The 12,223-nt window shown below is 68.4% G+C and carries 8 protein-coding genes; 7 read left to right on the plus strand and 1 reads right to left on the minus strand.

Annotated features, from left to right (window positions below):
- Positions 1-2: 2 nt before the first annotated feature.
- Positions 3-1,979 (minus strand): APC family permease, encoded by a 1,977-nt coding sequence (locus AC1DKQ_RS10220; RefSeq protein ID WP_476884098.1) that lies wholly within the window; start codon positions 1,977-1,979, stop codon positions 3-5.
- 404 nt (positions 1,980-2,383) lie between these two features.
- Here AC1DKQ_RS10220 and kdpF point away from each other — a divergent pair, with 404 nt between their 5' ends.
- From kdpF to AC1DKQ_RS10255, 7 genes are read left to right on the plus strand one after another with little or no spacing between them, the layout of a single operon-like run.
- Positions 2,384-2,482: a K(+)-transporting ATPase subunit F gene (gene kdpF, locus AC1DKQ_RS10225; RefSeq protein WP_476884099.1), complete on the plus strand. Its 99-nt coding sequence runs from the start codon at positions 2,384-2,386 to the stop codon at positions 2,480-2,482.
- Positions 2,483-2,489: 7 nt separating this feature from the next.
- Positions 2,490-4,157, plus strand: coding sequence for a potassium-transporting ATPase subunit KdpA (gene kdpA, locus AC1DKQ_RS10230; protein WP_476884100.1), 1,668 nt, complete (start codon positions 2,490-2,492; stop codon positions 4,155-4,157).
- Positions 4,154-6,295 carry a potassium-transporting ATPase subunit KdpB gene (gene kdpB, locus AC1DKQ_RS10235; protein WP_476884101.1) on the plus strand — a complete coding sequence of 714 codons (2,142 nt, stop codon included), beginning with the start codon at positions 4,154-4,156 and terminating at the stop codon, positions 6,293-6,295. The genes kdpA and kdpB overlap by 4 nt, the downstream gene beginning before the upstream one ends.
- A 9-nt stretch (positions 6,296-6,304) precedes the next feature.
- Entirely contained in the window at positions 6,305-6,925 is a 621-nt protein-coding gene (gene kdpC / locus AC1DKQ_RS10240; RefSeq protein ID WP_476884102.1) for a K(+)-transporting ATPase subunit C, read from the plus strand.
- Positions 6,926-6,937: 12 nt separating this feature from the next.
- Positions 6,938-9,670 (plus strand): DUF4118 domain-containing protein, encoded by a 2,733-nt coding sequence (locus tag AC1DKQ_RS10245; RefSeq protein ID WP_476884103.1) that lies wholly within the window; start codon positions 6,938-6,940, stop codon positions 9,668-9,670.
- Entirely contained in the window at positions 9,667-10,341 is a 675-nt protein-coding gene (locus AC1DKQ_RS10250) for a response regulator (protein ID WP_476884104.1), read from the plus strand. Before AC1DKQ_RS10245 ends, AC1DKQ_RS10250 begins: the two co-directional genes overlap by 4 nt.
- A gap of 52 nt (positions 10,342-10,393) precedes the next feature.
- Positions 10,394-12,211 carry a sensor domain-containing diguanylate cyclase gene (locus AC1DKQ_RS10255; protein WP_476884105.1) on the plus strand — a complete coding sequence of 606 codons (1,818 nt, stop codon included), beginning with the start codon at positions 10,394-10,396 and terminating at the stop codon, positions 12,209-12,211.
- The last annotated feature ends 12 nt before the right edge of the window (positions 12,212-12,223 follow it).

The raw sequence follows: 12,223 nt of genomic DNA on the forward strand, positions 1-12,223 counted from the left end.
CGTCAGCCGACGTGGACCCACGGGCGCCGCGTGACGTCCGGTTCGGCCTCGCGCAGCACTTCCCGCGTCACCGGGGCGATCTCGCCTTCGCCGAAGGCCAGGAACCGCAGGAGGTTGGTGAACGGGTTTCCCTCCGTCCAGCGGAAGTAGATGTGCGGCATCAGCCCGGTGACATCGCGGATGTGCAGCAGCACGGAGGCGATGGTGTTCGGCACGACAGGCCCGTGGACCTCCAGGATCTGGTACCCGTGCCGGGTCACCCCACGGACCTCAAGCGCGGTCTCGAAGTCCGACGAGTCGTCCACCACGACTTCGAGGAACAGGGCCTGGTAGTCCACCGGGAGGTGGCTGACCTCGATGGCGGACGTGAGCTTGTCCTGGTACGCCTCGGCGCTCAGCCGCCGTGGCTCGTGGGCAATGATCGCGATGGGACCGGTTTCGTTGGCGGCCAGGAACTCCAGGGCCGGGGTGTCCATCCGCACGTGCGTCGCGTGGAGCTCGAAGGAGCGCCGCAGGCGCGAGAGCAGCGAGATCAGGATGATCCCGAGGATGAAGAGCGCCGCGATCCGGATGCCTTCGGGCCGCTCGAAGATGTTGGCCACCGTGGTGTAGATGAACACGACGGCGATGACGCCGAACCCGACTGTGCGCTTGCGTTGCCGCCGTCTGCGCGCGGAGAAGGTTACGGCAACCGCCGCCGATGTCATCAGGACCAGGACGCCGGTGGCGTAGGCGCCGCCCTGGGCGTCGACGTCGGCGTCGAAGAGCCAGGTGATCAGGAACCCCACGAGCGTGAACACCAGGACCAGCGGCCGCACGGCGCGGGCCCACGACGGGGCCATGCCGTACCGGGGCAGATAGCGCGGTACGAGGTTCAGCAGCCCGGCCATGGCGGAGGCGCCGGCAAACCACAGAATCGCAATGGTGCTCAAGTCATAGACGGTGCCGAAGCCGTTCCCCAGGTATTCGTGGGCCAAGAACGCCAGGGCGCGGCCGTTGGCCGGGCCGCCGGGCTCGAAATCCTGCGCCGGGATCAGCACCACCGTGGTGAAGCTGGTGGTGATGAGGAAGGCGCTCATGATGACGGCGGCCGTGGTCAGCAGGCGGCGTGCGCCCTTGATCCGGCCCTCGGGGTTGTCCTCGGTGTCTGTGGCGTGACCGCGGATCTGCGGCATGACGGCGACGCCGGTCTCGAAGCCCGAAAGGCCGAGGGCCAGCTTCGGGAAGACCAGCAGCGCGATTCCCACCACCATCAGCGGGCTGCCGTGGGCCGTGGTCAGCGCCAGCCACCAGTTGCTCACGGCAACGGGGTGGGCGAAGACCTCGAAGATCGTTGTGACGACGACGATGACGTTCAGCCCAAGGTAGAGCCCCACGAGGACGACCGCGACGCCGATCGCCTCCTTGAAGCCGCGCAGGAACACGGCGGCGAGCAAGGCCAGCAGGAACAGGGTGACCGCGACGTTCTGGCCCTGCATCCAGGCGGGGGCGAAGGGGTTCTCGATGGCGTGGGCTGTTGCGTCGGCTGCGGAGAGCGTCATGGTGATCATGAAGTCGGTGGCGGCGAAGCCGAGCAGTACCAGAACGAGTAGTTTCCCGCCCCAGCGCGGCAAAAGCCGCTCCAGCATGGCGATGGACCCTTCGCCGCGCGGGCTTTCGCCAGCCACCCGGCGGTACACCGGCAGCGCGCCCAACAGGGTCACGGCGACCAGGACCAGGGTGGCCAGCGGCGAAATCACCCCGGCCGCGAGAGCGGCGATGGCGGGCTGATAGCCCAGCGTGGAGAAGTAGTCCACGCCTGTCAGGCACATGACCTGCCACCACGTGTGTTTTTTCAGGTGGCTGTCGCTCACGGCCCCGGGTCCCTGATGGATTCCCTTGGCATCTTGGAGGCCGAACAGCAGCCAGTTCCTGAAGTGCTCCCCGGCGCCGGGCCGGGGCGCCGAAGGGTCTGCCGGAGGCCGGCTGAGGGTGGTCATGATGTCCTTTCCACGCGGCGCACAGCACCGCTTCCATCCGGGACAGTACCAGCGCCCGCCGCCGCCGCACCCGTCCGGCGGGCAATCCTGATGCTTCCTTAACGCGGCCCTTAGCCGGGCCTAACGCGTTCTTCGGGCCCGCGGGGGTCCCAGGCGGTCGCTCCGCTAAGGCCGCGTCAAGATCCGGGCCACAACCATCAAGGAAGCGTTAAAACCGGCGCTGCGGGCCGGCGTCAGGGTTTGACTGGAGCTGTCCCCGCAACGGGGTACCGAAGAAAGGAACTTGCAATGGCCGACCTGGCTGTAATCGGAATTCTCCTGGTGGCGATGGGGTTTGTGATGTGGATCGGCCACGCCCTGGCCGGGATGGTCGGCGGTCCCGATGACCGGGCGGAGGGCGGGCAATGAGCGCCGATGCGATCATGTGGCTCGTCCTGCTGATTGTTGGGTTGTGCCTCTTCGGCTACCTGCTGGCTGTCCTGATCCACCCGGAAAAGTGGTGAGCGGCACGTGACGTTCAATACTGCATCGTTCTTCACCCAGCTCGCAGCCCTCCTCCTGGTCCTCGCCGCCGTACACAGGCCGCTCGGGGTCTACCTCGCAAACGTTTTCGAGGGCACCACCTCAAGCAGGCCGGAGCGGCTGTTCTACCGGCTCGCCGGTGTCGACGCCGGCACCGAACAGACCTGGTCGGTGTACCTCCGCAGCGTCCTGGCGTTTTCGGCGGTTTCCATCGTTGTGGTGTACGGTCTCCAGCGGCTGCAGGGTCTCCTGCCCGGCCGCGGCGCCCTGACCGGGGTGGACCCGTGGGTGGCCATGAACACGGCCATCTCCTTTGTCACCAACACCAACTGGCAGGCCTATGCCCCCGAAACCACCGTCGGCATTTTCGTGCAGATGTGCCTGCTGGCTGTGCAGAACTTCCTCTCCGCCGCCGTCGGGATCGTCGTCGCCGTCGCCCTCATCCGCGGCATCACCCGCACCCGGACCGACCGGCTCGGCAACTTCTGGGTCGACCTGGCCCGGACCACCTTCCGGGTCCTGCTGCCGCTCGCGTTCGTGGCGGCAGTGGTGATGGTGCTCGGCGGCGTGGTGCAGAACTTCTGGCCCACCGGGGTCACCAACCAGGCCACCGGTGTTTCGCAGCTCATTCCGGGCGGACCCGTGGCCTCCCAGGAAGCCATCAAAATCCTGGGCACCAACGGCGGCGGCTACTTCAACGCCAACTCCGCCCACCCGTTCGAGAACCCCAACGCCATCATCAGCCTGTTCGAGGTATTCCTGATCCTGCTCATCCCCTCCGCCCTGCCCTACGCCTATGGCCGGATGGTGGGCGACCAGAAGCAGGGCTACACGGTCGTGGCCGTCATGGGCACGCTCTGGCTCGCCTCGACGGCACTCACCGGCTGGGCCGTGGCCTCCGCAGAGGGGACCGCGACGGCGGCGGCCGGCGGCCTCGGCGAAGGCTTCGAACAACGCTTCGGAGCCGCCCCGAGCGCGATCTTCGCCGCCTCGACCACCCTGACCTCCACCGGGGCCGTCAACGTCGCCCACGATTCGCTGCCACCGCTGGCCGGCGGAGTGGCCATGGTGAACATGATGCTCGGCGAGGTCGCCCCCGGCGGAACCGGCTCCGGACTGTACGGGCTCCTGATCCTGTCCATCGTCTCCGTCTTCATTGCCGGCCTCATGGTCGGACGCACACCGGAATACCTGGGCAAGAAGGTCGGCCCCACGGAAATGAAACTCACGGCCATGTACATCCTGGTGACCCCGACCCTGGTCCTGGCCCTTGCCGGTATCACCGTCCTGCTCCCGGACATCATGGCCAACGCGCCGGCCACCGGCCCGCACCAATTCAGTGAAGTCCTCTACGCCTTTACCTCAGGCGCCAACAACAACGGCTCCGCATTCGGCGGCATCACCACCTCCGGCCCCTACCTCTCGAGCATGCTCGGTATCGGGATGCTGCTGGGCCGGTTCCTGCCGATCGTCCTGGTCCTCGCCCTGGCCGGGTCCCTCGCCCGGCAGGGCAAGGTTCCCGCCTCCGCCGGGACCGTGCCCACCCACGGCCCGCTCTTCGGCTCACTCCTGCTCGGCGTCACCGTGATCATGACCGCCCTGAGCTACTTTCCGGCCCTCGCCCTGGGCCCCCTCGCAGAAGGACTCCTGAAATGACCCGGCCCAGCACGGCACTAGCCACGGACGCCGCCGTCGCCGCAACCCTCGCCGACGGCAACCCCCTCGGCACCCCCGGCGAACACAAGCACCACACCAAGGCCCCGGCGAAACTGACGCTCGCATCCGTCGCGGCCGCCTTGCCGCTCGCGGTCCGGAAACTCTCCCCGGCCCAGATGATCCACTCCCCGGTCATGTTCACCGTGCTGGTCGGGGCCGGACTGTGCACGGCGATCTCCCTGTACCGGCCTTCGCTGTTCGGCATCGCGGTCACCGCCTGGCTGTGGCTCACCGTCCTGTTCGGAACCCTGTCCGAATCCATCGCCGAGGGCCGCGGCAAAGCCCAGGCCGACAGCCTCCGCGCCAGCCGCAAAGGCGTTCAGGCCAGGCTCCGCCAGCCCGACGGCACCACGAAGGAGGTCCCCGGCACCGAGCTGCGGCTGGGCGACGTTGTCATCTGCGAAGCCGGCGACGTCATCCCCTCGGACGGCGAAATCATCGACGGCCTCGCCAGCGTCGACGAATCGACCATCACCGGCGAGTCAGCCCCGGTCATCCGTGAATCCGGCGGCGACCGCTCCTCCGTCACCGGCGGCACCCGCGTCCTCTCGGACCGCATCGTCATCCGGATCACCGCCGAACCGGGCCAGACGTTCATCGACCGGATGATCAAGCTGGTCGAAGGCGCCGTGCGGCAAAAAACCCCCAACGAAATCGCCCTCCACGTGCTGCTGGTCTCCCTGACCATCGTGTTCCTGGCCGTCACCATGTCCCTGGCCCCGTTCGCCGCCCTCGCCGGCGCCACCCCGTCCCCGATCGTCCTGGTCGCCCTGCTGGTCTGCCTTATCCCCACCACCATCGGGGCGCTGGTCCCCGCGATCGGCATCGCCGGCATGGACCGCCTGGTCCAGCACAACGTGCTCGCCACCTCCGGCCGCGCCGTGGAAACCGCCGGAGACATCACCACCCTCCTGCTCGACAAGACCGGCACCATCACCTACGGCAACCGCCGAGCCGTCAACTTTTTCCCCGCCAGGGATGTGGAACGGACCGACCTGATCGACGCGGCCCGGGTCTGCAGCCTGGCCGACGACACCCCGGAGGGTCGCTCGATCGTGGACCTGGCCGCGGACAAGGGCGTCGCCGGACCCGATCTGGCCGCCCTCGAACGCAGCTCCGCCGATTTCGCCGTCGTCTCCTTCAGCGCCACCACCCGCATGAGCGGGCTGGACGTTGACGGGCTGCAGATCCGCAAAGGCGCCGCCGCCGCGGTATCGGCCTTCGTCGCCGGCTACGGCGGCCACACACCGGCAGAGGTCGAGCACCGGGTGGAAGGAATCTCCGCCCAGGGCGGCACACCCCTGCTGGTCGCCCGGGTGGGTCTCGACGGCCGGGCGGACGTCCTGGGGACCATCCACCTCGCCGACGTCGTCAAACCAGGCATGCACGCCCGCTTCGCCGAACTGCGGAAGATGGGCATCCGGACCGTGATGATCACTGGTGACAACCCCATCACGGCCAAGGCGATCGCCGCCGAAGCCGGGGTGGACGACTTCCTTGCCGAAGCCACACCGGAGGACAAACTCGACGTCATCAAAAAAGAGCAGGCCGCAGGCCGGCTCGTGGCCATGACAGGGGACGGCACCAACGACGCCCCGGCGCTGGCCGCGGCGGACGTCGGCGTCGCGATGAACTCCGGCACCCCGGCCGCCAAGGACGCCGCGAACATGGTGGACCTCGACTCCGATCCCACCAAGCTCATCAACATCGTGGGCATCGGCAAGCAGTTACTCATCACCCGCGGGGCGCTGACCACCTTCTCCGTCGCCAACGACGTCGCCAAGTACTTCGCCATCGTCCCGGCCCTGTTCACGGCCGCCTTCCCGGGACTCGGACTGCTGAACATCATGGGACTGGCCACCCCGTCCTCGGCCATCCTCTCGGCCGTAATCTTCAACGCCCTGATCATCATCGCCCTGGTGCCGCTGGCGCTCCGCGGCGTCAAATACCGCGCGGTCTCCGCCAACCAGGCACTGGGACGGAACCTGCTGATCTACGGACTCGGCGGGCTCATCGCACCCTTCATCGGCATCAAGATCATCGACCTGATCCTGTCCCTCATCCCCGGCATCGGCTAGGAACGCCCCATGAATACACTCACCGGCTATCTCCGGCAGGCCGGGACCGCACTGCGGTTCCTCGTGCTCGCCACCGTGGTCCTCGGACTCGGCTATCCCCTGGCCGTCTTCGGTGCGGGCCAGTTGATCGCCCCTTACCAGGCCAACGGCTCCATCATCAAGGACTCGGCCGGAAACCCCGCCGCGTCGACCCTGATCGTCCAGGCGCCGGCCGACAAAGCCGGCGCCCAGGACCCGCGCTGGTTCCATGCCCGGCCCTCGGCCGTAAAGTGGGACCCGGCGTCGTCGTCGGCAAGCAATCTTGGCCCCAACGACCCCAAACTGGCAGAGGCCATCGCGGCCAACCGTGCAGCCGTCGCGGCGGCAGAATCCGTCCCCGAAGCAGAGGTCCCCGCCGATGCCGTGACCGCCAGCGGCTCCGGACTCGACCCCGATATCTCCCCCGCCTACGCCCGTCTCCAGATCCAGCGCGTGGCCGCCGCGCACGGTCTCAGCACGGAAGCCGTGGCCGCCCTCGTGTCGCGGCAGACCAGTGGCGGCGCCCTGGCGTTCCTGGGGCAGCCTGCCGTGAACGTGACTGCCCTGAACCTTGCAGTCGCCGCCGCGTCGCCCGTGTCCGCCTCCAAGTGACAGAATGACGACATGGCACGTGGAACGCTGCGGATCTTCCTGGGGGCCGCGCCCGGAGTGGGCAAAACCTACGAGATGCTGGAGGAAGCCCACCGCCTCGGTGAGCGGGGCGAGGAAGTTGTCGTCGCCTTCGCGCTGGACCACGGCCGCGCCGACACAAGGGCCCTCATGGCGGGCCTCGAGATCATTCCGCCCCGGCCGCTGAGCTACCGCGGCGCGGAATTCGAGGAAATGGACGTGGACGCAGTCCTGGCCCGCGCCCCCGAAACCGCAGTGGTGGACGAATACGCCCACTCGAACGTCCCGGGCAGCCGCAACCAGAAACGCTGGCAGGACGTAGACGACCTCCTTAACGCCGGGATCAATGTACTGTCCACTGTCAATATCCAGCATCTGGCGTCCCTAGGCGACGTCGTCAGCGCCATCACCGACGTCCGGCAGGCAGAGACGGTGCCTGACGACGTCGTGAGGCGCGCCGACCAGATTGACCTGGTCGATATTCCCCCTGAGCTGTTGCGTCAGCGACTCAGCGACGGAAAAATCTACGCCGCGGACAAGATCGATGCGGCCCTGTCCAACTATTTCCGGCTGGGCAACCTCAGTGCGCTGCGCGAGCTCGCCTTGCTCTGGCTGGCCGACCGGGTGGACGAAGGCCTGGCGAAGTACCGGGCCGAGAACGGGATCCAAGAAAGCTGGCCGGCCCGCGAGCGCATCGTCGTGGGCCTGACCGGCGGCCCTGAGGGCGAGGCACTCATCAGGCGCGGGGCCCGCATCCTGACCCGAGTCAGCGGCGGCGACCTTCTGGCAGTCCACGTGCGCGCCGCCGACGGTGTCGCCTCGGAGTCGCCACAGGCGCTCGAACGGCAACGGCGGCTGATCCAGGAGCTGGGCGGCAGCTACCACATCGTGGCCGGAGAAGACCCTGCCACCGCCCTGCTGGACTTCGCCCGCAGCGTCAACGCCACCCAAATCGTGGTCGGCATCTCGCGGCATAAAAACTTCGTCAGCCTGCTGGGCGGCCTCCTGGGCGGCGGGGTCGGTACCCGTGTGGTGCGGGGCTCCGGGGACATTGATGTCCACATGGTCTCGCATCCGCTCGGCGGCCAAGGCACGGGGGTGCCGCGCCCCCGCGATCTGGGCCGGGCCCGGGTTGCCGTGGGCCTAGTCCTGGCCGTGCTCTTACCTGTTCTCCTGCAACTGCTGCTCGTGGCCGTAAATCCGGACCACAGCGTTGCCACCGCAATGCTCGTCCAGCTCAGCGGCTCCGTGGCGGTTGCCTTGGTGGGCGGGCTGTGGCCCGCGGTCCTGGCGGCCCTGTGGAGCAGCCTGCTGGTGAACTACTTCTCCACACCCCCGATCGGCAACCTGACCATCAGCGATGCGCAGAACTTCCTGGCGCTCTTCGTCTTCCTGACAGTCTCGGCGGCCGTCGCCGTGGTGGTGGACCTGTCCGCCCGCCGCTCGAAGGAGGCCGCCCGGGCCAGGGCCGAGGCCACCACTCTCAGTGACCTCACCCGCGGTGCGGCAGGTTCCGAAGATACCGTCCAGTCGCTGCTCGAGCAGGCCAGGACCGTTTTCCAGGTCCGGGGGACGGCTCTCTTCGGCCAGGGGAACGACGGCGACGCACCCTGGCAATTCCTGGCGTCCGCCGGCGAGGTCCCGGCCGCCGCGCTGCGGACGGCCACGGAGGGGCAGAATACCCAGCGCCAGGACACAGAGCCCCGGGACCCGGCCGCGGGCGAAGGCACGGAAGGCGAGAACATCGAGGAGATCGACCCCACCACCCGGCTGGTCCTCTACGGCCGGATCCTGCCGGCCAGTGACCGGCGGCTCCTCGCGGCATTCGGCGTGCACCTGGCCGCCCAGCTGGAACGCCAGCAGTTGGTGGCCAGCCGACGCGAAATGATGCGCCTGGCCGAGAGCGACACCATGCGCACGTCCATTCTCCGCGCGGTCTCCCACGATCTGCGGACGCCGCTGGCCGGGATCAAGCTCGCCGTCGGGGGCCTCCGCCAGACCGGCGTCCCCTATACCCCGCAGGAAGAGCAGGAGCTGCTGGCCACGATCGAGGAATGCTCGGACCGGCTCGACCTGCTGGTCGGCGACCTGCTGGACATGTCCCGCATCACCTCCGACTCGGTCCGCCCCCAGCTGCGCCCCCTCCGCTGGTATGAGGTCATCCCCGGCGCGTTGCACGGCGTCCCGCAGGGCCGGGTGCGGGTGGAGCTTCCAGCCAACATGCCCGAGATCGATGCCGACCAAGGCATGCTGGAGCGCGTGATCGCCAACATCGTCGAAAACGCCGTAAAGTACGCCCCGGATTCGGACATCGTGGTGGTGGGAACCGCCGGCGGGCTCAGCCCGGCCACGCTCGGGGGGCGTCCCGCCGGCGAGTTGCGCATCATCGATCATGGCCGCGGTGTCCCGGCGGAACGGGTCCTTGACATGTTCCGCCCGTTCCAGCGCCTCGACGACGACGCCCGGGGCGCCGGCGTTGGGCTCGGCCTGGCCGTAGCGAAGGGATTCACCGAGGCGATGGGCGGACGGCTCGCGGCGGAGGCGACTCCGGGCGGCGGCCTGACCTTGGTGATCACCCTGCCGCTCTCCACCGGCGCGCCCTTTGACGCCGCGCCCGGCCAGGCCCCGCTGGAGCCGCAGTCTGCGCTGACGGGCCGCAGCCACCGGCCTCCGCTGGCCGTCACCGGCCAGGAAACCAGCGAAGACGCCGGGCCGGACCCGCTGTGAGCGCGGTCCTGGTGGTCGACGACGACCCCCACCTGTTGCGGGCGCTGCGCATTACGCTGCAGGCCCATGGCTATGAGGTCTCGACAGCTGCGGACGGAAGGACGGCTCTGCTGAAGGCCCGGCAGGAGCCGCCGTCGGTGGTGATCCTGGACCTCGGCCTACCGGATCTGGACGGCACAGCGGTGATCCGGGAGCTGCGCGGCTGGAGCACTGCACCGGTTCTGGTGCTGTCCGCCCGCCACGGCTCAGACGACAAAGTCCAGGCGCTCGACGCCGGCGCGGACGACTACATCACCAAACCCTTCGGCCTGGACGAGCTCCTGGCCCGACTCCGCGCTGTGCTGCGCCGCAGCATCGAACCGGAGCACGACGCCGTGGTCAGCACAGAAAACTTCACCGTGGACTTGGGCAAGCGCAGGGTCATCCGGGATGGCCAGGACGTCCGGCTGACGCCTACGGAGTGGAAAATGCTCGAGGTGCTGGTCCGGAACCCGGAAAAGCTCATCACGCAGCAGCAGTTGCTCTCCGACGTCTGGGGTCCGGCCTATGCCAAGGAGACCAATTACCTCCGGGTCTACATGGCCCAGCTGCGGCGCAAGCTGGAGCGGGACACCGCCAACCCGCGCCACCTGCTCACTGAGGCAGGCATCGGCTACCGGTTCATGCCCTGACAGCTTTCCTGATGGTTTTCCGATGCCGCGGCGCGCCATGGATACTGGGGCAATGACTAATCCCAGCCCGCTTAACAGGGACGACGCCGGCCCGTCGCCACTGCCTGAGATCCCAGCACAGCTGCGGGCCGTCCTCAACGGGATACCAGCACTCGTGGGCTATTGGGACACGGGGCTGCGTAACCGCCTGGCCAACGATGCCTACTGCGAGTGGTTCGGGTTCGGGCCCCGGCAGCTGCACGGCATGCATGTCCGGGACGTGCTGGGCGAGACCGTCTTCGAGGCCAACCGACCGCACATCGAGGGGGCGCTCGCCGGAGAGCAGCAGCAGTTTGACCGGACGCTGGTGGACGCCGCGGGCGAGGCCCGTTTCACCGAGGTGACCTACACCCCCGACAATTGCGACGGCGTGGTCCAGGGCTTCTTCGTCGTGGTCACGGACATCACCGAGCGGGTGCTGGCCGACCGGCGCCGGCAACGGGACATGGACCGGTACCGTACCCTCGCGCGAAGCGTCCCCGGCGTCTTTGTACTCCTCTTCGACGCCGAGCTGCGCTACCTGATCGCCGAAGGCCGGGAGCTGGAGACCTTCGGCTACCGCAGGGAAGAGCTCGAAGGCCAGCGCATCCAGGACGTGCTCAAGGGCGATCTGGCCACTGAGCTGGAGCCGCGCTACCGTGCGGCCCTCGCCGGCCGCGAGGTCTCCTGGAACCGGCAGATCGGGCACCGTACCTACCGGCTGAATGCCCGGCCTGTCTACTCCGACGACGAGGCCGCGGCGGGCATGGTGGTGGCCGTTGACATTACCGAGCGCCTGCAGCAACAGCAGGTTTGGCAGGCCCTGCACGAAATAGCGACCGAAGTCGCGCGCAATGCGGCCCCCGCAGACATTTCAGAACGGGTCGCCGCTATTGTCCGCGATCTGTTCAACGTGGATTCCGCCGCCGTCGTCCGATTCACGGGCGCATCCTCGGCGGAAATCGTCGCCATGGCCCCGACCCTCCCGCCGACCCTGAGCCGGCGCCAGATCTTCGCCCCGACGGACGAGTCCGCCACCGTCCGGGTGGCAGTGACCGGCAAGCCGGCCCTCGTTCTCTACCGGCCGGAGGGCGGACAGGCAGCCAAGGAGATGCGCGCCGGCGGCTTCCAGTCAGCGGCGGCGGCGCCGATTCGGGTCCGCGGCAGCCTGTGGGGTGCGCTCAGCCTGAGCTCAAAATCGCGCACCGGGGTCACGGAAGCGATGATGGAGCGGCTGGCCCAGTTCGCGGAGCTGGTCGAGATCGCCATCGGCAACACGGAGGCATGGACCGAGCTGGAGCAGCAGGCCACCACCGATGCCCTGAGCGGCTTGCCCAACCGGCGGGCCCTGGAACGGCACCTCATCGAACACGTTGCGCAGGCAGGGAGCCGCGGGACGAGGCTGAGTGCCATTGTCCTGGATATCGACCACTTCAAGAGAGTCAACGACACCTATGGTCACTTGATGGGCGACGCCGTCCTGGCGGAGGTCGCGGCCCGGCTCCGGACGGTCGCCCGCGCCAAGGAGGTCGTGGCCCGATTCGGCGGCGAGGAGTTCGTGTGGCTGCTCCCGGAAACCGACGGGGCCGAGGCCCTGCGCGCGGCCGAACGTGCCCGCGAGGCCATCGCGTCCGAACCGTTCGGGAAAGTTGGTTTCCTGACCATCTCCGCCGGAGTCTGCGAGCAGAGCGACGCCGCGGCCGGTTCCCTCCTGGACTGCGCGGACCGGGCCCTGTACGAGGCCAAGAACGGCGGCCGTAACCGCACGTCCCGGTACGGCCACCCCAGCCAGGCGGTTCAGTCTGACCAGGCCGGCCGGGCGCTGGACGGCACTGACACACGGTTAGCCTAGATCACGCGCGGA

The organism is Arthrobacter sp. 05L421 (genome assembly GCF_056397785.1).

What these genes read in the sequence shown, in the direction of transcription:
- AC1DKQ_RS10255 (WP_476884105.1), top strand. Translation starts at nt 10,394, where the DNA reads ATGACTAATCCCAGCCCGCTTAACAGGGACGACGCCGGCCCGTCGCCA.
- kdpF (WP_476884099.1), top strand. Translation starts at nt 2,384, where the DNA reads ATGAGCGCCGATGCGATCATGTGGCTCGTCCTGCTGATTGTTGGGTTG.
- AC1DKQ_RS10245 (WP_476884103.1), top strand. Translation starts at nt 6,938, where the DNA reads ATGGCACGTGGAACGCTGCGGATCTTCCTGGGGGCCGCGCCCGGAGTG.
- kdpB (WP_476884101.1), top strand. Translation starts at nt 4,154, where the DNA reads ATGACCCGGCCCAGCACGGCACTAGCCACGGACGCCGCCGTCGCCGCA.
- AC1DKQ_RS10220 (WP_476884098.1), bottom strand. Translation starts at nt 1,979, where the DNA reads ATGACCACCCTCAGCCGGCCTCCGGCAGACCCTTCGGCGCCCCGGCCC.
- kdpC (WP_476884102.1), top strand. Translation starts at nt 6,305, where the DNA reads ATGAATACACTCACCGGCTATCTCCGGCAGGCCGGGACCGCACTGCGG.